The organism is Clostridium sp., from assembly GCF_051650885.1.
Taxonomy (GTDB): Bacteria; Bacillota; Clostridia; order Clostridiales; family Clostridiaceae; genus Clostridium.
Genome location: NZ_JBOFRG010000159.1, coordinates 1 through 25,654, shown reverse-complemented (window position 1 = coordinate 25,654; position 25,654 = coordinate 1). Strand labels below are relative to the sequence as shown.

The following is a 25,654-nucleotide window of genomic DNA, read 5'->3' as shown; positions in this document are numbered from 1 at the left end:
AATGATTAGCGTTATTAAAAATGTAATTTTAAGAAACTTTAGAAGTCCTAAGTATTTAATATTTAGTGCAGTATTTCCTATCTTTTTAATTTTAATAATAGGAGGGCTTCTTGGAAATTATAGTACAACTGGAAGTAATGGAATTAAGACTACTACAGTGTATTACAATATTGCAAATGCTTCAAAAAATTCAAAAGAAGTTTTTGATATTATGAAGAAGAATATAAATAATGGAGATGTAAAGTTCGACTTTATTAATAGTAATGATGAAAATACAGCTTTAAAGGATGTAAAGCTAAATGGAGATGTATATTTAAAGATTGATAAAAATAATGTAGAAATATATACGATAGCAAGTGATAATAATAGTTATATCTATTTAAAATCAATGCTTGAAGGTATAGATAAAGGAATAATTGTAGGAAATGAAGTTTATAAAAATGATTATATGAATGCAGAAAATATAATGAAAGAAAAAGGTGAAATACCAGTAAGCTTAATGAAGAAGACAGAAGCACCAACAGGTTTTGATTATTATTCAGTAGTTGAAATGACAATGATGTGCCTTTATGTAATAACCTTCCCAATAGCAGGTTATTTCTATGATAAAAAGAAAAGAATAAAAGAAAGAATAGCCCTTTCAGGAATAAATAATAGAAAATATATTATAGGAAGCACACTAGGATATTTTATTCTTTCATTTTTCATAACAGCACCAGGATTTTTATTTACTAATATAGTTTTAAAAAGTAACTGGGGAAGTCATAAGCTTATTTATTATATAGGGATTCAGCTTCTAGCCTTTGTAAGCATATTAGTTGGAACACTTATTATAACTTTAATAGAAGATAAAGAAAAAATAATGACAATAATACAGGGAGCAATCTTGCCTATCTTATCCTTCCTAGGCGGTGCATATATACAATTACCTTACACAGGAAATACAGATTTCTTTGGATATTTAACATATATTTCACCCTTAAGATGGATAAATAAGGGAATATTCTTAAGCATATATAATGGGAAAAATGAATTGCTTTTTGGAACGATGATAGGTTTTGTAATAGCAATAATAGTTCTAATGGGATTAGTATTATTATTTACAAAGAAGGATGAGGTGAGAATATGAAGGGCTTAGTAATGATGATAAAGCATAACTTAAAATTTATGATAGTAAAAAAGAAAGTTGGCTTTATCTTTACAATAATAATACCAATAATAGCAGTTATATTAGCATCAAAAATTCTTCTTGGAAGTCCATCAGGCTTAAAGGTTGGAGTTATAAATTCTGATAATAGTAAAGCTGGAAACTATATTGTAAGCTTACTTGAAAATAATGAAGGTGTGTCAGTAATAAATGAAAAATCACAGGAAAGTTTAAATGAAGGATTTAGTGATAATACTATTCAAGCAGCCCTTATCATAAATAAAGGTTTTGAGCAAAGCTTAGCTAATGGAAAAATTAATGATATAAAACTTATAGGAAAAGATGGTGACAGTACCTATAAAATAGTAGAGGGAATAGTAAATTCAAACTTAGATAATATGATAAAGCTTGGAAGTATTTCAAAGGGAGATATCCAAAAGTTTAATAGTTTACTTAATACCTATGAAAAAGGAAATGTAACTGTAAATAGAAAAGATGTAGCAAATTTAGGATTAGATTATGGAAAAGCATCAATATTTATAGGATTCTTAATAATGTTTATTTTCTTTAGAGCTATGTCAGGAGCTGAAAGAATAAATGAAGATAAAGAAGAAAAAGTATTTACAAGAGTATTTATATCAAATATAAAACCTTGGCAATATTACGGAGCAAATATCATTGCAAGTTTAATTGGAGTAAGTATACAAGTAGTAGTGGCAGTTTTAGTAGTAAAATATATGGTAAACTTAAACTTTGGAATGAGTATTCCTGTTATAAGTATAATTTTAATACTTGCAGGGCTTATAGCAGTTTCAGTAGGAACAGTATGTGTGTCACTTACAAAGGATGCACAAGAGGCTGGGATATTAAGTAATATTATAATCTTAGCTTTAGTTATGGTTGGAGGATGCTTTATACCAGTTAGCATATTCCCCAAAGTAATGGATACAATATCAAAATTCTTACCAACAAGATGGATAATGGATATGATAACAAATATTCAAAATGGACAAAGTTTTGTAGGGCAATGGAGATATATTATTATGGTACTTTTATTAAGTATAGCATTAATAATGCTTGCAGCATATTTAACTAAAAGAAAAGATAAAAGCTTTTTAGAAGTATAAGAAGTTAAGGTAGGAGGAAAGATATTTTCTTCCTACCTTTCTATTTCAGTAAAAAAGAAAAAAATTTTTGCGAAAATTTTTAAAATAGTGTAACGTTTAGGGTAAATCTATTACTTATAGAGGTAGGGGGGAATAGGGTGAGAGAATTTGAGGAGATTTATGAGAATTATGCAAAGGATGTGTTTAGATATCTTTTAGTATTAACTAAAGAAAAAGCACTTGCAGAAGAATTTACTCAAGAAGTTTTTTATAGGGGGATAAAAAATATAGAAAAATTTAAGGGGAATAGCAGTATGTATTCATGGCTTTGTGGTATAGGCAGAAATATATATTATGATTACTTAAAAGAAAGAAAAAATATAGATTTAAATAATGATATTTTAGAAGAGATAAGGGAGTTTAATACACCAGAATCTATAGTCAGTGAGGATGAAGAAAGTTATGAGTTATATAAAGCTATAGATGAATTAGAAGAGCCAGGACGTAGTGTTTTAAAGTTGCATTTAATAGATGGAATATCTCTTAAAAATATTTCAAATCTTTATGGGAAAAGTGAAAGCTTTGGTAGGGTGGTATATCATAGAACAAGGGTAAAGTTAAAAGAGAGGTTAGAGAAAAATGAGAAAAGAGTGTAAGTTAATAAGAGAGTTAATGCCATTATATGTTGATGGGGTTTGTGATAAAGAGGTAATGAATTACATTGATGAACATTTAAAAGTTTGTGAGGAATGTAAAAGTGCTTACTATATTTTAAGTGATGAAGAATTTGATATTAAAAAGCCTGAGGACATAGATGAAGAAAAGGTGTTTTTAAAAGTTAAAAGAAAAAATAAAAGAAAAGTGGTAATAGGAATAGTTGTAGGTGTAGTTATAACATTATTACTTGGAACAAATTTAACATCAAAATTTACAAAGTATAGATTTAATAAATATATAAATGAAAACTTTGCAGAATATGATTTAGAAGTTACAAACTTTAGATATGATGACCCAGAAAGTAGTGGGTTTGGGTTAAACAATGGATTTTATATAGCAGATGTATATGCAAAGAATGAAAAAGAAAATCCAGATATAAAGTTTAATATTTATACAGAAGGTACATTTTTAAGGATAAATAATAATTATAAAAATACTATGGAAGAAAAGGTCATAACAAAAGATAGAATAAGTGAAGCTTACGCAAATGACATGAAAACTGTTTTATATAAATACGGTGAGGTAAAGGATATAGAAGTAACAGTTATAGATGATAAAGATTTAGAAGTAAATATGCAGTACACACGTAATATAGATAAGAAGCTTGATATGAATATAAAAGTGTTTATGTATGATGAAAAAATGAATATGAGAAGTATAACTAAAAAAGTGGATAAGATAGATAAGGAGTTAAAAATCAATGGATTCACTCCTAAAATATATGATATAGAAATTATAAATTTCAAAGAAGATAATCTTTTAATTAAAGATGTAAAAAGTGATTATAAAAATATAGATGAACTAGAGAATAATATTTTAAAGAATAGAAAATTGTAGAGTAAAAGCGTTTAAAGTGTGATTTAAATCACAAATTTAGACGCTTTTATTTAATTAAATCCAAAAATAGACTGTATTAGACAGAAAAGTGTTGAAGAAAAGCATATAAATGAATTATACTTAAACTATGTGAATAAAATGTAAATTAAATAGGGGGAATACAATGTTTAGAATATTTAAAAATAATATTTTAAAGGAAACCTTAGAGTTTAAAGAAAAGCTAGGAGAATTGGGAGATTCTAATGAAGAAAAAATCTCTTTAAAAGTTAGTGGAAAAGCTATCAAAACAAAAGGGATAATAAAGGTTTCAAAGGGAACAACTATATTAGAAATTTTTGAGAAGGTTGAAGGTGATAAAGAAAGCCTAAGCAAAATAATTCAAGATGGAGTTTTAGATGGAGTTCAAAGAAGTTCTTTAGATGAAAAAATTATAGGAACTGAAAAAGAATTAATCTTCCTTACAGAAAAAGAAGAAAATAGAGGAAGAGAAGAAGCTTGTATTAGATGTGCAAAATGCCTAAGAGTATGTAAAGAAGGGCTTAATCCAATTAAACTTGTAGACATTTACAAAAAGGCTGAAAAAGATGAGTTCGTAAAATTTGGTGGGAATAAATGCACTGAATGTGGATTATGCACATATGTATGCCCTTCTAATATAGAGCTTAGTCATAAAATAAAGACAGGGAAAAATATTTTTAAATAGAGAATTTAAGGAGTGAGTATTCTTTGGAAAAAGGGTTATTTAAAGTATCACCAGCACCTTATATAAGAAAGGGAACTGGGATAAACACTATAATATTAGATTTTATAATTGCATTAATACCAGCTGCACTTGCAGGGATATATTTTTATGGTGAAGATGCAATTAAAGTAATATTAGTAGCAGTAGGCTCTAGTATTCTAGTAGAAGGTTTATGGAATGTATTAGTAAAAAAGAAAAAGTTTTTGGATAATTTTAGTCCAATTTTAAATGGTCTTATATTAGCACTAATTTTGCCGACATATTTACCAGTATGGATAATTGTAATAGGTAGTGCTTTTGGAAGTATAGTTGTAAAACAATTCTTTGGAGGATATGGTCAAAACTTTATGGAACCAGCCTCAGCTACAAAGGCGTTTTTAATAGCTTCATGGGCAGCAGTTATGGCAAAGCCTGTAGTAGATGCAAATGCAGGAGCATCTGAAGTAGTAGAAACTATAACTCTTATGGACAAGTTTATAGGGCAACCTTCAGGAAATATAGGGGAAGTTTCAATACTTGCAATAGCTATTGGTGGAATTTATCTTTTATTAAGAGGAAGAATAAATTTAAGAGCACCACTTGCATTTATAGTTATGGCAACAGGATTCTGTATGTACTTTGGAAAGCCAATGCTACTTCCAGGAGCATTTTACTTTGCAGCAGTATTTTTAGCAACAGATTATGCAACTACGCCTATGACCAAATGGGGACAAGTTATATTTGGAGGATTAGCAGGACTTTTAGCAGGAGTTATAGCAGTACAAGGGTATAATCCAGAAGGTCCATACTATGCAATAATTATAATGAATTTAGCTAGTCCATGTATTGAATATTTAACAACTAAAACTTATAAAAAGGAGTGTGTTAAATAATGAAAGAAAACTTAAAGCTTGGTGGAATACTTTTAGTAATAACAACTATTGCAGGACTTCTTTTAGGAATGGTAAATAGTTTAACTAAGGACGCTATTTTAGAAAACTCTAAAATAAATAAAGATGACTTAAAAGTTATTATGGTAGAAGCTGATGGAATAGAGGATACTGACTTTGAATTAAAGGAAGAGGATTCTGTAAAAGAAGTATATAAAGCAAAGACAGGTGATGAGGAAATAGGTTATGTATTTAAAGTAACTACAAAAGGTTTCCATGGACCAGTAGATTTGTTTGTAGGAATAAAAGATGATAAAGTTTCAGGAATAAAGGTTTCATCTCATAATGAAACACCAGGTCTTGGAGCAAGAATTGAAGAAGACAGCTTTAGGGAAAAGTTTAAAGATAACTCTATGGAAAATTCATTAGAGATAGTTAAAGCTACACCAATAAAAGAAAATGAAATTGATGGAATTTCAGGTGCAACAGTTTCATCTAAAGCGGTAGGAACAGCTGTTAATGAAACGATTAATTTTTATAAAGAAAATGTAAAAGGTGAGGAAGTAGAGGAATCTATAGATGTTACAACTGGAGCAAGTGAGGGGGATTGGTAAGATGAGTACTTTAATAGAAAGATTAAAAAATGGAATTATTACAGAGAACCCAATATTTGTTCAAGTATTAGCAATGTGTCCAACACTAGCTGTTACAACAAGTGCAGAAAATGCAATTGGAATGGGAATAGCTTCAACAGTAGTATTAATATTTTCTAATATGATAATTTCAGCACTTAGAAAATTTGTACCAGATAAAATAAGAATACCTTCATATATCGTTATAATAGCTTCATTTGTTACAATGCTTGAAATGTTAATGCAAGGATATGTACCAGCCCTTTATAAATCACTTGGTATATTTATCCCATTAATAGTAGTTAACTGTGTAATCTTAGGAAGAGCAGAAAGCTATGCGTCAAAAAATAAAGTGTTACCATCTATTTTTGATGCAATAGGAATGGGGCTTGGATTTACAGTAGCATTATTCTTAATAGGTTCTTTTAGAGAATTATTAGGAAGTGGAAGTATTTTAGGGATAAATGTAATGCCAGAAAGTTATAATCCAGCATCAATAATGATATTAGCACCAGGAGCATTTTTCACAGTTGGACTTTTAATGACTCTTTTAAATTGGATAAATTTAAAGAAAAATAAAAAGCCACTAGAAGATAAATGTGGTGGTGGTTGCAGTAATTGTGGTTCTGCATGTAGCACGAAGAAATAGGGGGAAGAGGATATGGAATTACTACTTATATTTGTAAGTGCAATGCTTGTAAATAACTTTGTATTATCAAAATTTTTAGGAATATGTTCATTTCTAGGAGTATCTAAAAAGAAAGATGCTGCAATAGGGATGGGACTCGCTGTAACCTTTGTAATGGTACTTGCATCAGTAATGTCGTTTTTAGTATATGATGGAATACTTGAACCATTAAATTTACAATATTTAAAAACAATTGCAAATGTTTTAGTTATAGCAGCACTTGTTCAATTTGTTGAAATGGCAATGAAAAAGATAAGTCCAGGACTTCACAAAGCACTTGGAATATATCTTCCACTAATAACAACAAACTGTGCAGTACTTGGAATGACAGTTTTAAATATACAAGAAGGTTATACACTTATAGAGTCTTTAGTAAATGGACTTGGAGCAGCAGCAGGGTTTATGTTATCAATAGTTTTACTATCATTTATTAGAGAAAGAATAGATAACAATGAAAATATACCAGAGGTTTTAAGAGGACTTCCAATAACATTATTCACAGCAGGATTAATGTCAATTGCATTCTTAGGATTTCAAGGATTAATACATTAGGGGGAAGACTTTATGAATATTTTATATGCAGGACTTAGCCTAGGAGCTTTAGGATTAATCTTTGGAATATTACTAGGCTTTGCATCAAAGAAATTTACTGTTAAAGTAGATCCTAAAGTACCAAAGCTTAGAGAAGCACTGCCAGGTGCAAACTGTGGTGGATGTGGATATCCAGGGTGTAATGCCTATGCAAATGCATTAGTTTTAGAAAATGCAAAAGGCAATCTTTGTACAGTAGGTGGAGAAAAAGTCTTAAAAGAGATTTCCAATATACTAGGAACAAAAGAAGAAATGAGTGAAAAGAAAGTTGCATTTGTAAAATGTAATGGGAATTGTGAAAATGCAAAAGAAAACTTTATTTATGATGGAATAAAAGATTGCAATGAAGCACACAATTTAAGTACAAAAGGAAGCAAGAGTTGCACCTATGGATGTTTAGGACTTGGAAGCTGTGTAAGAGTTTGTGAATTTGATGCATTAGAGATAATAGACGGAATAGCAAAAGTAAATGAAGAAAAATGCACTAACTGCGGAGCATGCCAAAAAATATGTCCTAAAGGATTAATAGAAGATGTAGAATTAGAGAAAAAAGTAAGAGTTTCTTGTAACTCAAAAGATAAAGGAAAAGATGTAAGAGAAAATTGCAAAGTTGGATGTATAGGATGTACGTTATGTCAAAAAGCATGCCCAAAAGATGCAATAGAAATAAAAGACTCATTAGCTAGAGTTGTGTATGATAAATGTGTTGGATGTAAACTATGTACAAAGAAATGTCCAACAGGAGCAATTAAAGTACAATAAACTTCACAAATTGACAAGAAACAACATAGATTGTGAGTATAGCTTTAGTAAAAGGAGTTAAAAATGCTTAGAGAAAATACAAGCAAAGCAAAATCAACATACTATGCCAATAAATATAAAATTGATGAAATTACTAAGGGTACACTAGACTTACAAAGTTTTACTAAAATTTATTTGTTAATTGCAGAAGATATAAAAAGAAGAACTAAAGAATAAGGTTTATTTTTCTTATAAAAAAGCACAGCTATTCTTATTCAGAATACAGTGCTTTTTTTTATTTGTTTTAAACTATTTAAAACATTCTTAATTTTTCATTTTTAATTATAAATTAAAAACAGTGTTTCCGTTTTTAATAGTTTCTAATACTTTAATATCTTTAATTTCCATACTTGGAACTTCTAATGGGTTTTTGTCTAGGATAACTAAGTCTGCTAGCTTGCCTTTAGTTAAAGTTCCTTTTTTATCTTCCTCAAAGTATTCATAAGCTGCATTTATTGTAATTCCTTTTAATGCATCAAATACAGAGATTTTTTCATCTTCACCTAAAGTCACTCCACTTTCTGTAATTCTATTTACTGCTGTCCATACTGTGTGAAGCATATTAGGAGGAATAACAGGTGTGTCTTGGTGGAAGTTATAAGGAATGCCTAATTTTAAAGCATATCCTGCAGGACTTATTTTAGATGCTCTGTCCATTCCTAGGTTTTTTATGTGAACATCTCCCCATTTATTTATATGAGCTATAAAGAATGAAGGAATCATATTTAGATTTTTCATTTTATCTAATTGGTCATGACGTACAGTTTGAGCATGAACCATAACAGGTCTTATGTCATTATTATAATTATTTTCTTTTAAAACTTTCTCATAAGAACTTATAAATTGATCAGCCGCAGCATCACCATTACAGTGAGAAAGAAGCTGTACATTACAGTCTAAAGAAGTCTTTATAAAGTCTTCAATTTCTTTATTAGAGTATATTGGGTAACCAACATAATCTTTATCTTCTCCTTCATAAGGTTTAGTAAGCCAAGCTGTTCTTCCTTGTGGTGAACCATCTTGGAACATTTTAAAGCCACCAATTTTATAATTATTAATATAGTCTTTAACAAGATTTTTATTATTAATTAAAATATCTTTAGAATTTTTTATATCAATATAAGAAATAACATCAAGCTTAAGTCTATTTAAATTACTCATACTATTTAATAGATAAAATTCACTATTTGAAGTCATTCCATCTTGAACAGTTGTAATTCCAAAGCTTGCATATAAATCTTCAGCTTTATTTATAAAGTTTTGCATGTCTTCTAAAGAAGGCTTTTCAACAAGCTTTGTTAAAGTCATAAAAGCATTTTCTTCAAGGTATCCATTTGGAATATTAGAGTCTTTAACTCTACCAATTAATCCACCAGTAGGATTTTTAGAAGTTTCATCAATTTTGAAAATCTCTAAAGCCTTAGTGTTAACAACACCCATATGTCCAGATGCGTGAGCTATAAGTATGGGGTTGTCTAAAGAAATTTTATCTAAGATATCCTTAGTTGGATGTTCTTTTTCTGCTAAAGAGTTATGATCATAACCAAATCCCATAATCCATTTATCTTTAGGAATGTTATTTTTTTCTTTAAAATCAGAAAGAACAGAAATTATCTCATCAAAGCTTGATGCTTTAGAAAGATCTGCTAAAACAAGTGTGTTAGCAACAGCAGTTAAATGACTATGGGGATCAATAAAAGCTGGCATTAATGTTTTTCCCTCAAGGTCAATTAGTGAAGTTTCATCTGTTTTTAAATTTAAAATTTCAGAATTTGTTCCAATAGAATCTATAAGACCATCTTTTATAAGTATTGCTTCATAGATAGTTTCATTTTCCATAGTTAAAATTTTTCCGTTAAAAAATATTTTGTTCATAAAAGCACCCCTTTAGATTATTATATATATTTATAATATCATAAAGGTTGTTAAATTAGATAAATATGCACAAAAAAATGAATAAATGATGAATAATGCAAAAAAATAATAATGTATTATTATTAAATAGTATAATTAAGTAAATGGAAGAAATATTTAATACATAAGAAAAGAGGACAAGATGAAGCAATTTAAGAAACATACAAGAGAAACGATTATAATAGGAATACTATTAATAGGATTATCATTATTTTTACATTTTCTACACTATAAGATATTTAACGATTTGCATCACACATTAATCTTCCTTGTAGCAGATATAGCATTTATACCAATGGATGTATTTTTTACAGCATTTGTAATAGAAAAACTTCTTGATAAAAGAGAAAGAGCACATAAATTTGAAAAGCTTATTATTATAAAAGGAGTATTTTTTTCAGAGTTTGGAACAGAACTTTTAGAAGAGTTTATAAAATGTGATGATGATATACAAAAAATAGAAGGTGTAGCACAAATTGATAAGAATTGGGGGAAGGTTGAATTTACTCACCTTAAAGAAGTATTAGAAGGATATGATTTTAAGGTTAATCCAAGCAAAATAAACATAGAGAAAATATCAAAGATATTAGATGATAATAAAGATTTTATTATTTCTTTAATAACAAATCCCACACTTATGGAGCATGAAGAATTTTCAGAACTTGCAAACTCATTATTTTATTTAAGAGATGAATTACAAGATAGATACTTTAAAATGGAATGTGAATGTGGAGTATGTGATAAGGAGCATATAGCAAAGCAAATAAATATATCATATAATTATATGGTATATGGATGGGTGCTATATATGCAACACTTAAAGGTGGAGTATCCAGAACTTTTTGTTCGTGCCATGCTTAAGAATCCATTTGATAGAAGAAGCTTTGAAGATAAATTTGAGGTATATAAGATACGAGTTAAGAATGAAGAATTAAGAATTAAAAATTAAGGAAAAATTCGCTTGGCGAATTTTGAAAATGAGAAAAACTGGGTTGGCTTTGCCAATCCAGTTTTTTAAAACTATAATTCTACATTTTTAATTATAAATTCTAAATTAAACTAATACATTTGTGTTATCATGTAGCCATTGTCCATAAGGCATGTTTTTATTCTATCTATATGTTCAAATCCATTTGTTTCTATTGTAACTTCAAGTTGAACATTTTTGAGTTTGTTTGCAGCTTTGAACTGATTATGCTCAAGTTTTACTACATTTGCATGAAGGTCACTTAAAATTTTTGAAATTTTAGTTAGTTGACCTGGTGTGTTTGGAAGTTCAAGGGTAAAGCAGAATAGTCTGTTTCTCTTAACAAGTCCACTATTTATTAAAGATGTAATAGTTAGCATATCTATATTTCCACCACTAATGATTGAAACAATATTTTTTCCTATAACATCAAGCTTACTTATTGCAGCAAGTGATGCAGCACCTGATGCTTCAGCAATAAGTTTATGTTTTTCGCTAAGAACTAAGAATGCATCAACAATTTCAGAGTCTGATACTTCAACTATATCATCTACATAATCTTTTATAAATGAATATGTTAAATCACCAGGAGATTTAACTGCAATACCATCTGCAATGGTATTTACTCCTTCTAGGTTAACAATTTTCTTTTTATAAAAGCTTTGTTTCATGGCATTTGCCCCAGAAGCTTGGACACCTATTACTTTGATATCTGGATTTATTTCTTTAGCTGCAAGAGCTATTCCACTAATAAGTCCACCACCACCAATTGGACAAAGAATTATATCAATATCTTTTAAATCTTGAATTAACTCAAGCATTATAGTTCCTTGACCATATAGAACATCTAAGTCATTAAAGGGATGAATAAAAGTCATTTCTTCTTCTAATTCAATTTTCTTTGCAGTTTTATATGCATCATCATAGCATTGACCACTTAAGATTACATTTCCACCAAGTTCTCTAGTTGATTGTACTTTTAAATAAGGAGTAGTCTTTGGCATAACTATTGTTGATTTGATGTTTATAAGACTTGAAGCATATGCAACTCCTTGTGCATGATTTCCAGCAGACGAACAAACAACACCCTTATTTTTTTCTTCATCAGATAGGGATTTTATTTTATTTAGTGCACCACGAAGTTTGTAGGCTCCAGTTAATTGTAGATTTTCACATTTCATGTAGATATTATTATTAGATGCTTTAGAAAAGACATTACTATATAAAAGAGGTGTTTTAATAACAGTATCTTTTATATTTTCATAAGCAAGTTTGATTTTATCTAAGTGCATAGAATCACCTCATATATTTATTTATAAAATATTATACATTTTTTTAACAAAATTAACAAATAGTTTATAAATTGAGAGGGGCAAAATTTAGTAGAAGGTAATATATTATTACTATAAAGAAGGTGATTTGAATGGAGGAGAAAATAAGTTTAAAACAATGGACATTTTTAGTTTTTAGTTGTATAGTACTGCTTACTATATACTACATTATAGATAAAAATTTTGATGGACTTGTAAATTCGATTTTAGAGAATTTAATAGGGACAATAGTAACAATGCTTTTTACTGGAGTATTTTTAGATTATATTTTAAGAAGAAGAGAAAAGAGAAGAGCAGAAAATAGAATGAATACTTTACTTGGAGTATTTTATGGGGATTTTGGAAATGAACTTTTATATGAGTTTATAGCAGCAGATTTATGTGTAGTTTGCTTAGTGAGAAAAGCTAAAATTAACAATGATTGGACAGAAAAAAATTATGAAGTGCTAAGAGAAACTTTTGAACAATATGAGTATAGTGTTGAAGGGGAACGGATTGATATAAAAAAAATAGCTAAAATAATTAAAGACAGTGAATCATTTATTTTAGATATTTTATTTACTCAAGTTATTCAAAATGGTGGAGAATTATCTGAAATATTATTTGATGTTATTCATTTAAGGGATGAAATAAATGATTTAGAAGACATAAATAATATTAAAGAAGATGAACTAAGTCACCTAGAGTTAGATATAAATAGATTATATAAAAGGTTAGCTATAAATTGGATAATATATATGAAATTTTTAAGGGGAAATTATCCACAATTATTTGTGAAAGCTTTAAAGAAATCGCCATATGAAAAATATAAAGTAAGATAAAAAAATACAATTATAGGCAGTAGCTTAAAAGTTACTCTTATAATTGTAAATTTTAAATTAAAAATAAGAAAAATAAAAAGAAAGTAAAAATGATTGATATATACTAAAAATAGAAAAAATAAAGTGAGTACATAAAAATGAATGAAGCAAAAAAATTAGTACTATTTCTTATAGCATTTATTATAGTGAATATGCTACCGGTATATGTAATTGTAGATGGTTTATCAATTTACATAATATTATTTAATAATGCGATATTAACATTATATTTATTAATTACAAAAGAAAGGAAATATAGAAACATAGCACTTACCCTAAGTGTGGCTATATTGATTATACATAATTGTTTCTTTATGGGACATAATCTAACTTTTTATAGAGTAGCAGCCATTTTAGCCATAAATATTTGGAATGGAGTAAGTTGTTATATTATATATAAGATTCTAGGGCAAAAATGTTTAGAGGAATTAGATTTAAAAGAGAATATAAAGATAATATTTTTAAAGATTTTATCTGTAGTAATTATATTTGGAGAGGGAGAGGAGTTTCTATTAAAAGTAGTTTTAGGTCTAAATAGCGTATACAGGGGATATAATTTTATTTTACCTGATTTTTTAGGATATATTTTTGTATTTACAATTGTTTATATAGTTAAGACTAAAAAATTACATGAACTAGAAATGAGTTCAATATTTTTTATTTTCTTTATAGCAATATTTTTATTTGATACAGAAAAGGTTGGACTACTTAATATTTTAAATATGGAAAAATCTCATCTGGAATATATTTCGATTTTTATTTTATTTTTAGCATGCATTTTACTGTCAGCAGAGGAATTTATTATTTTAATAGTTGAGGATTTTATAATTACATATTCTATGATAAGAACATTTATAGAGAGTGTTGGAAATGCAATAAAAGAGTACATAATACTGGATATGCAATTATTTTATACCATTGTAATGACTATAGCATTTTTTATAATTATTTCAAAAGCACAAAATAAAAAATTAGTTGATGAAATAAGTCAAAAAAATCAGAGGTTAGAAAGAGAAATAGATGAAAATAAGCAAATGTTTAGAAAAGTGAATTTGCTTATAGATTCAATGGAAAATATATCTTTTATAGCGGATGAAGGTGGAAAAATAATTTACACTAATAAAGCTTTTGATAAAATAACAAAAAAAAAGAATATGTGGGATATAGTGTATTTTAAAGATTTTATGCAAGAATTGGGAAGTGGGAAGTTAAGAAAGGAAGTTATAGTTAATGAAAGAATAATCATGTTTGAGGTTTTTATTTCTGAATTTGAAAAAAAACATTTTATATCTGGAGTTGGATTAGATATTACAAAAATGAAGCTAGTACAAGAAAAGCTAAAAGTAGCAAAAGAAAATGCAGAAGAAGCAAATAAAGCAAAAACATCCTTATTAGCTAGAGTAAGTCATGAACTTAAGACTCCTATGAATACTATTGTTGGAATAAATTATCTTTTAAAAGAAACAAATCTAGATAAAAAGCAAAAGCGTTATACAAAGAAAATAGAAAAAGCTTCTAATATGTTAATTAAGATGATAGAAGATATTTTAGATGTATCTAGAAGTGAAAATACAAAAATGATTTTTAAAGAAGATATAATAAACTTAAGAGATTTTATTGATAACATAGTTTTAGTAAAGGAAGATGAAATAGAAAAAAAGGGGTTAGAACTAAAGGTTGAAATAGAGAAAAATATTCCAAGCTACATAATAAGTGATGAATTTAGGTTACAGCAAGTAATTATAAATCTAATTGGAAATGCAATAAAATTTACTGAAAGAGGATATATAAAGATAAATGTTAGCTCAAAACATATAAAAGACTTTAGATGGAATTTAATTGTGGCTATAGAAGATACAGGGATTGGAATATCAGAAGAGAAAATAGGAGAAATATTTGAAGCATTTGCTCAAGAGGATGAATCCATAAATAGAATGTATGGAGGAACAGGTCTTGGTTTAGCTATATGTAAATATATAGTAACAGGGTTAGGGGGCGAGATTACTGTAGAAAGCATAAAGGGCGAAGGAAGCAAGTTCTACGTTGAAATAGGTATTACTGAGTATATTTATGGTGGAGAGAGACTGTGTGAATCAGAAAAGGGTGTGAAAATAGAAGGAAAAGATAAAAATATTGAATTTGAATTAGTAGAAGAAGCTGTAGTAGAAGATGTAGTAGAAGATATAGAAGAGTTTATAGAATACTTAGAAAATGATATAGGAGAGGCCTTTGATAAATTAGAAATAATTGAAGAAAAAATAAAAAATACAAAGGCAAAGACAAATTTATCTAATATACATAAATATTTAGAAGAATTTGAAATAGATAAAGCATTAAAAGAAGTAGAGGATTTAAAGACAATATTTTTAAAATAGGATGATATAATGAAAAAAAGAAAAGAAAATAAGATATTAATAATTGATGATTTAGCAGAAAATATAAAAGTTTTAATAGAAATATTAAAAGATGATTACAAAATAAACGTAGCATTAAGTGGTAAAAAAGGAATTGAACTGGCTAAAGTTTGGAAACCAGACTTAATTTTATTAGATATTATGATGCCTGAAATAGATGGATATGAAGTCTGTAGGATTTTGAAAAATGATGATGAGGCTAAGGATATTCCTATAATATTTTTAACTGCATTAGGTGATGAAAAAGAGGAATATAAGGGGATAAGTCTTGGAGCTATAGATTACATAAGAAAGCCAGTTAATCCAAAACTTGTTAGAGCAAGAATTGAAAATCATATAAAACTTAAGACTTATAGTACAGAATTAGAAGAGAGAGTCAGAGAAAAGGTAGAGGAAGTAGAACAATTTAATAATTCATTTATAGAAACATTAGCATATATTGCGGAGACAAGGGATGCAGATTTAGGAAAGCACATAGATAGATGTAAAGCGTATGCAACAGTTATGCTTGATTATATTTTCAAATATAATAAATTTGCAGATGAAATAAAAAAAGAAGATAGAGAGATAATCATAAAAGCTGTTCCACTTCATGATATTGGGAAAATAGGTATTCCAGATAAAATACTCTTAAAGCCAGATAGACTTACAATTGAAGAATTTGATATTATGAAAACACATTCAGATTTTGGATATAAAATACTTAAAATGGCTGAGGAGAAATTAGTAAATAAAAAAAATAAAATGCTTCATTGCGCAGAAGAGATAGCCTACTATCATCACGAAAGATGGGATGGAAAAGGATATCCTTGTGGATTGAAAGGAAATGAAATACCTATTGTAGCAAGAATTATGAGTATAGTAGATGTATTTGATGCAATAGTAAGTAAGAGAGTATATAAAGATTCGTTAAGTACTGCTGTAGCAATAGAATTTATTCAAGCTGAACGAGGGAAGGCTTTTGATCCAGAATTAGTAGATATATTTATAGAATTAAGGGAAGAGTTTAAAGAAATAGAGAAAAAATTATAAAATAAAAATGTCTAAACTGTTAAAAAAGTATTGACAAAGAAATGAAAATAAAATATATTAAATACAAGAAATGGAAAACTTAATAAGAACTTATCAAGAGTGGTGGAGGGACTGGCCCTATGAAACCCGGCAACCTGTATTATTTATAGAAAATTGTTCTATCTATTTTACGTGGTGCTAAATCCTGCAACAAAATGTGTTGGGAGATGAGAAAAGAGTTAATAGGGTATTTTTATGCACTGGAGATTTTTTCTCTAGTGCTTTTTTATTGTATGAAAATGAAAAGAGGCTATAAGTTATAGAGTTTTAAAGTAAGGGAAAGGGGAAAAAATAATGATTAAGATAACAAATGTAGAAAAGAAATTTGGTAATAATGATGTATTAAAAGATGTTTCCTTAGAAATAAATGAGGGAGAGATATATGGGATTATAGGACATAGTGGAGCTGGAAAAAGTACACTTTTAAGATGTATAAATGGTTTAGAAGGTTATAATGGTGGTTCAGTTCAGGTAATGGGAAAAGAAATAAAGAGTTTAGATAATAGAGGGATAAGAGAGCTTAGAAAAGATTTAGGAATGATATTTCAAAACTTTAATCTTTTAGAAAGAAAATCAGTTTATGAAAATATAGATTTACCTTTAGAAGTATGGAAATATGATAAAGCCAAAAGGAACGAAAGAGTAATGGAACTTTTAAAGCTTGTAGGACTTGAAGAAAAGAAAGATGCAAAGCCAAAAGAGTTATCAGGAGGGCAAAAACAAAGAGTTGCTATTGCAAGAGCACTTGCATTAGAACCTAAAATACTTCTTTGTGATGAAGCAACATCAGCCTTAGATCCTAAAACTACGAAGGATATATTAGAACTTTTATTAGAAATAAATAAAAGATTAAAAATAACAATTGTAATAGTTACACATCAAATGGAGGTTGTTAAAGAAGTTTGTGAAAGAGTTACACTTTTAGATGGTGGATATGTAAAAGCTCAAGGACAAGCCAAAGACTTATTCTTAAAACCAGAAAGTCATCTTAAAAAGTTTTTAGGAGAAGAGGAGGAAGAAGGAGTTCTTCCAACTGAGGGAATAAATATAAGAATATTCTTCCCAAGTGATTTCTCAGAAAATGCAATAATAACAAAGCTTGCAAGAGAACTTGATGTAGATTTTTCAATAGTATTTGGAAAGCTTGAAAAGTTTAGAGATGATGTTTTAGGAAGCTTAGTGATAAATGTTTATGAAAAAGATAAAGAAAAGATAGTTAGATATTTAGAAGAGAAAAATGTAAAGTTGGAGGTAATATAAGATGAATGCAGAGATAGTAAATGCAATAAAGGACACTTTGATAATGGTATTATTATCAACAACATTTGCAGGAATCTTGGGGTTTATTCCTGCAATAATATTAACAGTAACAGCAAAGGATGGATTAAGACCAAACAAAGCAGTTTATGGAACATTAGATTTTATAATTAATATATTTAGAAGTTTTCCTTTCATTATATTAATGGTGGCATTATTCCCATTATCAAGATTAATAATAGGAACATCTATTGGTGTGGAGGCTGCAATAATACCTCTTACAATAGGAACAGCACCATTTGTTGCACGGATTATAGAAAATGCTTTAAGAGAAGTTGATAAAGGGGTAATTGAAGCTGCAAGGTCTTTTGGAGCAACAGATACTCAAATAATATTTAAAGTTTTATTAAAAGAAGCAATTCCATCAATAGTATCAGGACTTACTTTAACAATTATAAGTGTAATTGGATATTCAGCTATGGCTGGAGCTATAGGAGCAGGTGGTCTTGGAGATGTAGCTATAAGATATGGATACCATAGAAATGATACAGAAACACTAATAATCACAATAATAATTTTAATAATAATGGTACAAGTTATTCAAAGCTTGGGGAATTATATATATAAAAAAATATAGAAATAAAAAGGGGGATTTTAATAATGAAAAAGAAGAATTTATTAGGAACAGTATTAGTAGGGGTTTTAACATTTGCTTTAGTAGGATGCGGTGGGGCAGCAGATACGGCTAGCGATGATAAAACAATAACAATTGGGGTGTCACCAGTACCTCATAAAGAAATAGTAGAAGAAATAAAGCCAGATTTAGAAGCTAAAGGGTATAAGGTAGAGATAAAAGAATTTACTGACTATGTAACTCCAAATACAGCTTTATCAGAAGGAAGCTTAGATGCTAACTTCTTCCAACACATACCATATTTAAACGATCAAAACGCTACTAGAGGATTAAATTTAGATTATACAGCACAAGTACATTTAGAGCCACTTGGAGCATATTCAAAGAAAATAAAAGATATTAAAGAATTAAAAGATGGAGCAACAATTGCAATTCCAAATGATCCATCAAATGAAGCAAGAGCGTTAAATCTTTTAGCTGAAAATGGAATAATAAAGGTTAAAGAAGGAGAGCTTATTACTCCAAAGGATATAACTGAAAATAAGAAAAACTTAAAGTTTAGTGAGCTTGAAGCAGCAGCTATTCCAAAAGCATTAGAAGATGTTGATTTAGCTATAATAAATGGTAACTATGCAATTGATGCAGGATTCAAAGTAAATAAAGATGCATTAATAAAGGAAAATAAAGATTCAGAAGCGTCAAAACCTTATGGGAATGTAATTGCAGTTAAAAAAGAAAATAAAGATAGCCAAAAAATAAAAGATTTAACTGAAGCATTAACTTCAGATAAAGTAAAAGAATTTATAAATAAAAAATATGAAGGAAATGTAATTCCAGTATTTTAAATAAAAATCTAAAATTTGGTTATAATAAAAAAGGTACAGCTGGACCTAATATATAATCGTAAAATGTCACAAAGCAGAAATGTTTTGTGGCTTTTTATTTTACAACTTATATGGAAAAAGGTAAAATAGAAAGGAAACTAGTAAAATGGAGGGGTAAGAATGAAAATATCAAATGTTTCTGTTAATTTAACAGGTAGCGATATATTAAGTATAATAAATGATTTTGTAAAAGTAGAAGGTCTAGATTTAAAAAGTGTAGTAATAGACAATGGAATAAACATAGAAGGAAGTTTCAAGAAAGGAATAAAAATTAACTTTAAAGGAACGATTTCTGATTTATCTGTTGAAGATGGAAAGGTTCATTGTAGATTCTCTTCATTCAAAGTGTACAAGCTAGGGTTATTTAGAATCTTTAGAAGTCTTGGAGTAAAGATAGCATTAAAGTTTATTGGAGACTTAGGGATTGATGGAACTAAGGATAGGCTAATAATAGATGTAGATAAAATATTATCAAAAATAAAAATAGTGAAGCTTAATGTTTTAGATTTATATATACATGGTGAAACTGTATGTGCAAATGTAGGAAATATAGATTTAAATTTAGGTTTAATTGGCAATAATGAAGAAGTAGAGGAAGTTGAAGCGGAAAATGTTGAAGAGGTTGAAGAAAAAGGATTCTTAGAAGGTCATATGACAGAAGAAGAAATCGAAGCTTTAGACATTGAAGAAAAAACAGATGATTATTACAAAAAGGGAAGAATAGTAGCAAAGGAAAAAATAGATAATAAATTACCTGAAAAAGCTAAAGGATTTTCAGATTATATATTTATATTACCAGATTTAGTAGCTTTAGTAGGTAGATTATTAAAAGATGATAGAGTTCCAAATAAGACAAAGTTAACTATATCAGGAAGCGTTGCATATCTTTTATTCCCAAGTGATTTAATTCCAAGCAAGATACCTTTCATAGGAAAGATAGATGATTTAGCAGTATTATTCTTTGCATTAAATAGGATAGCAAAAGATGTACCATTAGATGTTCTTGTTGAAAATTGGTCTGGGAAAAATGAACTTATATTTGTATTAAGAAATGGATTAGAGTATGTAAGCAACTTTACTGGAGCTAAAAACTTAGAAAAAATAGTAGATGTAGTAGAAGAATTAAAGACGTTATAAAATATTAGTCTAAGGAGAGAAGAGATGGCTAAAAAGGTTTATGCAATCAAAGAAGGCTTTGATAGTAAAAATGGTGTTTTAATAAAAAATAAAATTGTCTGTACATGGGCAGAATGTCTTTCTTATGTAAAAGGTGTTAAGGGAGCAAAGTATAAAAGCTTTCAAAGCCTTGAGGAAGCAAATGCATATTTAAGTGATACAAATACCTTATTAAAGAAGGGCAGAGATGAGTATCCAATAGATTGTGCACATATATATGTAGATGGAAGCTATAATATAAGTACAAAGAGATATGCTTATGGTGTAGTAGTTGTTGAAGATGATATTGTTAAGTATATGGAAAGTGGAGCAGAGGATAGTGTTTCTAGCATAAGACAGATTGCAGGAGAGCTTGATGGTGCTATAAAGGGGATAGAATATGCCTTAAGCAAAGGAATGAAGAAAGTTGTTTTATTCCATGATTATGAAGGCATTTTCCACCATGCAACAGGAAGTTGGGATAGAAAAGATGAATCTTCAACTAATTACTATAACAAGATGAATAGTTTATTTGAAAAAGGAATAGAAGTAACTTTTGTAAAGGTAGATAGTCATACAGGTGATTTATTTAATGAATTAGCAGATGAAATTTGTAAAGAAGAACTGAATATTACCTCAGAAAAGATAGTTGAAAGATGGCTTAAAACTAATAAGCTACTTGTTGAAACAAAGGAACTTAAAGAAAGAATATTAAAGCTTGCAAGAAATGCTAGTGGAAATATTGTTGTAGTAGGAGAAGAAGAAAAGAAAGAAACTACTATTAATATAGAAAAAGATATTATAATAGAAAGTTCTGCTATAAAAAAAGAATTATTAGAGAGAATTGAAAAATTATCAGAAGAGGATATAGTCCGTGTAAATAATTATATTAAGAGATATATAAAATAGAGTAGAATAAAATTTTTAAATTTACAAAAGCTATAATTATCATAAAGATAAAGAAGGTGATAATTATGGGTAAAATAATAACAGGAGTAGCAGGTGCAGTCATTGGAATGGCGGCATGTGCTGTGATTCTTCCAAACTTAGATAGAAGAACACAAAGAACTGTAAAAAGAGCGGGAAGAAGATTAAGAGATGCTGCGGAAGATGCATATGATTCATTATCAGCACTTAAATAAGAGAAATTATAGAAATGATAGAGGTTTTAAAATCTCTATCATTTTTTTGTAGAATAAAAAGATAATAATGAACAAGAAAACTAAATTTCCAAAATAAAATAAATATAAATTAAATAAAAAATAAAAAAAAGAGAGAAAATAGATAAAAAAACTATATATATTCCCAAAATCGTGCTATAATTATAAATAAATTTGAATAAATTATAAATAAATTTAAAAAAACGTGAATAATATAAAAATAAGGGGTGGGAGTGTATGGAAATTCTATCTTTAGGGGAAAAAATTAAAAGAAGAAGAAAAGAATTGGGTATGACATTAAAAGATTTAGCGAAGGACAGGATAACTCCAGGGCAAATTAGTTTAGTTGAATCAAGAAGATCTAATCCATCTATGGATTTATTAGAATACTTAGCAGATACATTAGATGTAAACGTAGAATACTTAATGGAATCGGAAGAAAGCCAAGCAGAAAATATAAGTTTATACTACGAACAATTAGTAGAAGCGTACATAAATCAAAAGGAATATGCAAAGGCAGAAGAAAATATAAAGAAAGCATTAGAGTATGCAGAAAAGTATGAGCTTGATTATAGAAAAGGAAACATTCTATATTTATCAGGAAAAATATATTTAGAAAAAGAAAAGTTTAAAGAAGCACAACAAAAAATTCTTTATGCAAATGGAATTTTTATAAAAATAAAAAAGTATGAGGAAGTAGTGAGAACTTTCTTAGACTTAGCAAAAATAACATTAAAATTAAAAGCGTATCATTCAGCAAACAGTTATTTAAAGCAAGCTGAAAAGGTATATGTAGATAATGACATAATAGATGAAATATTAATAGGTGAAGTTTACTATAACTTAGCAACAACTTATTTTGAAATAGAAAACATAGAACAAGCTATAAAATACTTAGATTTAACTAAGGAAAAGCTAGAGAGAATAAACAATAAAAAAGAATATGCAAAAGCATTATTAAATATATCAGAAGAGTATGGAGAAAATAAAGATTTAAAAAATGCAATAAAATATTCTACAAAAGCATTAGATGTATATAATGCAATAAATGAATATGTAAGCATAGGAAATATGGAGAATAATATTGGAGAGTTATTTTATAATTTTGAAAATATTAATGAAGCCGCAAAGCATTTTAAAATTTCTAAGGATATAAAAGATAATATAGAAAATGAAGAAACAATAAGTATATTAATTAATATTTGTAAAAATTATTTAAAGATAAAAGAGCTTAAGAAATGTAAGGAAAGTTTAAATGATATATATGCAAAACTTTTAGAGAAAGATGTTGAAGAAAAAATAGAGTGTTTGATTATTGAATATAGAGTAAATCAAATAGAAGAAAATATAGAAGAGTCAGAAAGAACACTTTTAAAGGCATACAACTATGCATCAGTTAATAAAGTTCAGGACAAGCTTGCAGAGATTTCAATAATATTAGGGAAATTCTATATTGATTATAAAAAAGAAGATATGGCTAAGAAATATTTAGATGAAGGGGTTAGCATATTTAGAGAGATTGGAATATTAAAAAATTAGGGGAATAGGGGATAGAAATGGAAATACTTTCAACTGGAGAAAAAATAAAACGTATAAGAGTCTACAATGGAATAACTTTAAAAGAACTTTGCGGAAAAGAAATTTCTATATCTAAAATGAGTTGTATAGAAAATGGAAAGATAGAAGCAGATGAAGATATTTTAAAGTATATAGCAAAAAAGTTAAAGGTAGATTATGAATATCTAGCTAAAGATGTATATAGTCAAATAGAAGATAACATTAAATTAGTAGAGGAAAATATAAATTTATACAACTATGAAGATGAGCTTAAATTTAATTTAGAATATGCAGTTGAATATAAGCACATTGACCAAGCTATGAATTTATTAGATAAATTATTTAATGTATATAAGAAAAAGAGAAATTGGGATAAAATTTCTGAAATAATTCCAAGCTATTATGATTTATATAGCAAAAGTTCAAATATTTTTAATCAATTAATATATTTATTTAACTTAGGGGAATATTTATTTTTAAATGGAGAATTTAATGAAGCAGGAGTTTATTTTAATAGAATAAAAGAGTGTATGGCTAAAAATTCTTTAACTGAGGATATTTTTTATTCAAAAGCGTGTATAGAACTTGCAAAATGTAACTTAAAGGTTGGAAATTTTAAAGAGGCTGAAGAAATTTTAAGCAGTATAGAAGATGGAATAGGAGCATTTAATAGTGATGAATTAAGCTGTGAATTTTACCATATCGTAACTGTAAAAAATATATTAATGAAGCAATATTCAAAAGATAATAGAAAAAAAGCATTAGATCATGCAAAAGATAGAATCTATAAGATTGTAGATATGAAGGTGAATTATGTTAAATGTTATTTTAAATCATTTAATATAAAAGAAGCACAACAAACTATTGATGAAATTATAGAAGTTATGCCAATAGAGCAAACAGATGAATGTGCAGAAGAGTTTTTAAAAATACTTAAAATATTAAAGCAATTTAATCAAAGAGAGTATATAGAAAAAGTTTTAGAAAATGCACTAAATGTTGCAATAATAACAAACAAGATAAGTTTAATTGAATATGCTTACTACCTAAAAGGAACTATGCTTGAAGAAGATGGTAGATATATAGAAGCAGAAATGAATTTTAATTTAGCATTAGATGCTTTAACTAAATTTGGAACTAAAAAAGATTTCTATGAAAGATATGTTGATTTAGGAAACTTATATCATAAAATTGGGAATATAAAAGAATCTGTAAGATATTTCTGTTTGGCAATGGATTTAAAAAAGAAATGTAAGTATTAATAGACTTAAAGAATAAATTTATAAAATTAAATAAATAATAGTAGTAAGGATTGTCTTTTTATAATAAGACAATCCTTATTATATTATGGAGGTGTTTTTTTATGGATTATTTATTAGTATTACCAAATGGAAGAGCAATAGGTTTTTTAGAACTTGAAGGAGCAAAGGCAGCACTTAATATGTACCATGAAGGAAGAATAAATATAAAAAAAGATGAAGAAATTTATAGTGTATATGATATGTTTGAAGAAAAATCAAGGGAAGATTTATCGTACATAATTGGTGCGGAAGAAGGAGAAGGAAAGGTATATAGTATACAAAGTCTTGTAGAAAATGTACAAAGGTCAGAACTTTTAGATGAGGAAAAGGAGGAATTGATAGGATTATTATTAGAAGATAAGATTAATTTTGACATTAGCGATTATGGAGTAGAAAATTTACTTTCAGAAACAAACGTTTACTAAAATGAAATTATGTATTTTAATTTAATAAAAAATGAACAAATAAAAAAGCAAAAAAGTAAATAGGAAAATATAAGAGTATTTTAAAGAAAAAAGAAAGTAACAGTATTTATATTCGAGAAAAGGATAAATTATCATATAAATAAAGAAATAAGAGTGAATATTAAAGAAAATTCATTTGAATAAAAATATTAAAAAAACTATAATTATCCATAGGGTTTAGAGGAAGGGGAGATTATGGATGTTATCATATGAATTTTTATTTGATATTGCAATGATATTATTAAGTACAAAGCTTTTAGGATTAGTAACTAAAAAATTCCAAATGCCACAGGTAGTTGGAGCATTACTTGCAGGTATAGTTCTTGGGCCAGCTTGTTTAAATTTATTACACGAAACTGACTTTATAGGACAAATGTCAGAACTTGGAGTAATAGTTTTAATGTTTACGGCGGGACTTGAAACAGATATAACAGAACTTAAAAAAACAGGAAAAGTATCTGTTGTAGTTGCAATTTTAGGAGTTGTAGTTCCATTAGTTGCAGGATTTTTTATAGCACTAATATTTAACAAGGGTGAACTTCAAACAGGAGATGT

The 25,654-nt window shown here is 27.8% G+C and carries 27 protein-coding genes and 1 riboswitch; of the genes, 25 read left to right on the top strand and 2 right to left on the bottom strand.

The window, feature by feature from the left end; translation table 11 throughout:
* The first annotated feature begins 1 nt into the window (after position 1).
* The 11 genes from ACRC28_RS07875 (at position 2) to ACRC28_RS07825 (ending at position 8,307) form a co-directional block, all read left to right on the top strand.
* Complete coding sequence (locus tag ACRC28_RS07875; RefSeq protein ID WP_438542906.1) at positions 2-1,129, top strand: ABC transporter permease; 1,128 nt, start codon at positions 2-4, stop codon at positions 1,127-1,129.
* The gene (locus ACRC28_RS07870) at positions 1,126-2,274 is read left to right on the top strand and encodes an ABC transporter permease (protein WP_438542905.1); all 1,149 of its coding nucleotides are present in this window, start codon (positions 1,126-1,128) and stop codon (positions 2,272-2,274) included. Before ACRC28_RS07875 ends, ACRC28_RS07870 begins: the two co-directional genes overlap by 4 nt.
* Positions 2,275-2,411: 137 nt before the next feature.
* Positions 2,412-2,909 (top strand): RNA polymerase sigma factor, encoded by a 498-nt coding sequence (locus tag ACRC28_RS07865; protein WP_438542904.1) that lies wholly within the window; start codon positions 2,412-2,414, stop codon positions 2,907-2,909.
* Positions 2,893-3,807: a zf-HC2 domain-containing protein gene (locus ACRC28_RS07860; RefSeq protein WP_438542903.1), complete on the top strand. Its 915-nt coding sequence runs from the start codon at positions 2,893-2,895 to the stop codon at positions 3,805-3,807. The genes ACRC28_RS07865 and ACRC28_RS07860 overlap by 17 nt, the downstream gene beginning before the upstream one ends.
* Positions 3,808-3,970: 163 nt before the next feature.
* A complete protein-coding gene (locus tag ACRC28_RS07855) occupies positions 3,971-4,510 on the top strand; it encodes a 4Fe-4S dicluster domain-containing protein (protein ID WP_438542902.1) in 540 nt (179 codons plus the stop codon).
* Between the two features lie 23 nt (positions 4,511-4,533).
* Complete coding sequence (locus tag ACRC28_RS07850) at positions 4,534-5,421, top strand: RnfABCDGE type electron transport complex subunit D (protein WP_438542901.1); 888 nt, start codon at positions 4,534-4,536, stop codon at positions 5,419-5,421.
* Positions 5,421-6,032, top strand: a complete 612-nt coding sequence (locus ACRC28_RS07845; RefSeq protein ID WP_438542900.1) for an RnfABCDGE type electron transport complex subunit G — start codon at positions 5,421-5,423, stop codon at positions 6,030-6,032. Before ACRC28_RS07850 ends, ACRC28_RS07845 begins: the two co-directional genes overlap by 1 nt.
* 1 nt (position 6,033) lies before the next feature.
* The gene (locus ACRC28_RS07840) at positions 6,034-6,699 is read left to right on the top strand and encodes an RnfABCDGE type electron transport complex subunit E (RefSeq protein WP_438542899.1); all 666 of its coding nucleotides are present in this window, start codon (positions 6,034-6,036) and stop codon (positions 6,697-6,699) included.
* A 12-nt stretch (positions 6,700-6,711) separates the two neighbouring features.
* Positions 6,712-7,290: an electron transport complex subunit RsxA gene (gene rsxA, locus ACRC28_RS07835; RefSeq protein ID WP_438542898.1), complete on the top strand. Its 579-nt coding sequence runs from the start codon at positions 6,712-6,714 to the stop codon at positions 7,288-7,290.
* Between the two features lie 12 nt (positions 7,291-7,302).
* Positions 7,303-8,091 carry an RnfABCDGE type electron transport complex subunit B gene (locus tag ACRC28_RS07830; protein WP_438542897.1) on the top strand — a complete coding sequence of 263 codons (789 nt, stop codon included), beginning with the start codon at positions 7,303-7,305 and terminating at the stop codon, positions 8,089-8,091.
* Positions 8,092-8,154: 63 nt separating this feature from the next.
* On the top strand, positions 8,155-8,307 hold the full coding sequence (locus tag ACRC28_RS07825) for a hypothetical protein (RefSeq protein WP_438542896.1): 153 nt from the start codon (positions 8,155-8,157) through the stop codon (positions 8,305-8,307).
* 105 nt (positions 8,308-8,412) lie between these two features.
* On the opposite strand, the gene ACRC28_RS07820 is transcribed toward ACRC28_RS07825, so the two are convergent.
* Positions 8,413-10,005: an amidohydrolase gene (locus ACRC28_RS07820; protein ID WP_438542895.1), complete on the bottom strand. Its 1,593-nt coding sequence runs from the start codon at positions 10,003-10,005 to the stop codon at positions 8,413-8,415.
* A gap of 181 nt (positions 10,006-10,186) precedes the next feature.
* Between ACRC28_RS07820 and ACRC28_RS07815 the strand changes: the two genes are divergently transcribed.
* Entirely contained in the window at positions 10,187-10,993 is an 807-nt protein-coding gene (locus ACRC28_RS07815) for a hypothetical protein (RefSeq protein WP_438542894.1), read from the top strand.
* A gap of 110 nt (positions 10,994-11,103) precedes the next feature.
* Here the strand turns inward: ACRC28_RS07815 and ilvA are convergent, their stop codons facing one another.
* Positions 11,104-12,303 (bottom strand): threonine ammonia-lyase, encoded by a 1,200-nt coding sequence (gene ilvA, locus ACRC28_RS07810; RefSeq protein ID WP_438542893.1) that lies wholly within the window; start codon positions 12,301-12,303, stop codon positions 11,104-11,106.
* Between the two features lie 131 nt (positions 12,304-12,434).
* Between ilvA and ACRC28_RS07805 the strand changes: the two genes are divergently transcribed.
* From ACRC28_RS07805 to ACRC28_RS07745, 13 genes are all read left to right on the top strand, one after another.
* Positions 12,435-13,163 carry a hypothetical protein gene (locus ACRC28_RS07805; protein WP_438542892.1) on the top strand — a complete coding sequence of 243 codons (729 nt, stop codon included), beginning with the start codon at positions 12,435-12,437 and terminating at the stop codon, positions 13,161-13,163.
* A 137-nt stretch (positions 13,164-13,300) separates the two neighbouring features.
* Positions 13,301-15,577, top strand: coding sequence for an ATP-binding protein (locus tag ACRC28_RS07800; protein ID WP_438542891.1), 2,277 nt, complete (start codon positions 13,301-13,303; stop codon positions 15,575-15,577).
* Positions 15,578-15,586: 9 nt separating this feature from the next.
* Complete coding sequence (locus ACRC28_RS07795; protein ID WP_438542890.1) at positions 15,587-16,648, top strand: HD-GYP domain-containing protein; 1,062 nt, start codon at positions 15,587-15,589, stop codon at positions 16,646-16,648.
* 87 nt (positions 16,649-16,735) lie between these two features.
* A riboswitch (SAM riboswitch) is annotated at positions 16,736-16,861 on the top strand.
* A gap of 120 nt (positions 16,862-16,981) precedes the next feature.
* On the top strand, positions 16,982-17,947 hold the full coding sequence (locus ACRC28_RS07790; protein ID WP_438542889.1) for a methionine ABC transporter ATP-binding protein: 966 nt from the start codon (positions 16,982-16,984) through the stop codon (positions 17,945-17,947).
* Between the two features lies 1 nt (position 17,948).
* Positions 17,949-18,581 (top strand): methionine ABC transporter permease, encoded by a 633-nt coding sequence (locus ACRC28_RS07785; protein WP_438542888.1) that lies wholly within the window; start codon positions 17,949-17,951, stop codon positions 18,579-18,581.
* 23 nt (positions 18,582-18,604) lie between these two features.
* Positions 18,605-19,423, top strand: coding sequence for a MetQ/NlpA family ABC transporter substrate-binding protein (locus ACRC28_RS07780; protein ID WP_438542887.1), 819 nt, complete (start codon positions 18,605-18,607; stop codon positions 19,421-19,423).
* Positions 19,424-19,582: 159 nt separating this feature from the next.
* Entirely contained in the window at positions 19,583-20,599 is a 1,017-nt protein-coding gene (locus ACRC28_RS07775) for a YkvA family protein (RefSeq protein WP_438542886.1), read from the top strand.
* Positions 20,600-20,623: 24 nt separating this feature from the next.
* Positions 20,624-21,526: a ribonuclease H1 domain-containing protein gene (locus ACRC28_RS07770; RefSeq protein WP_438542885.1), complete on the top strand. Its 903-nt coding sequence runs from the start codon at positions 20,624-20,626 to the stop codon at positions 21,524-21,526.
* 65 nt (positions 21,527-21,591) lie between these two features.
* The gene (locus ACRC28_RS07765; protein ID WP_438542884.1) at positions 21,592-21,759 is read left to right on the top strand and encodes a YtxH domain-containing protein; all 168 of its coding nucleotides are present in this window, start codon (positions 21,592-21,594) and stop codon (positions 21,757-21,759) included.
* Positions 21,760-22,014: 255 nt separating this feature from the next.
* Entirely contained in the window at positions 22,015-23,316 is a 1,302-nt protein-coding gene (locus ACRC28_RS07760; RefSeq protein WP_438542883.1) for a helix-turn-helix domain-containing protein, read from the top strand.
* A gap of 17 nt (positions 23,317-23,333) precedes the next feature.
* The gene (locus tag ACRC28_RS07755; RefSeq protein WP_438542882.1) at positions 23,334-24,596 is read left to right on the top strand and encodes a transcriptional regulator; all 1,263 of its coding nucleotides are present in this window, start codon (positions 23,334-23,336) and stop codon (positions 24,594-24,596) included.
* 101 nt (positions 24,597-24,697) lie between these two features.
* Entirely contained in the window at positions 24,698-25,060 is a 363-nt protein-coding gene (locus ACRC28_RS07750) for a hypothetical protein (protein ID WP_438542881.1), read from the top strand.
* Positions 25,061-25,298: 238 nt separating this feature from the next.
* Positions 25,299-25,654 (top strand): cation:proton antiporter (locus ACRC28_RS07745; protein WP_438542880.1); only part of this gene is annotated, 356 nt, incomplete at its 3' end.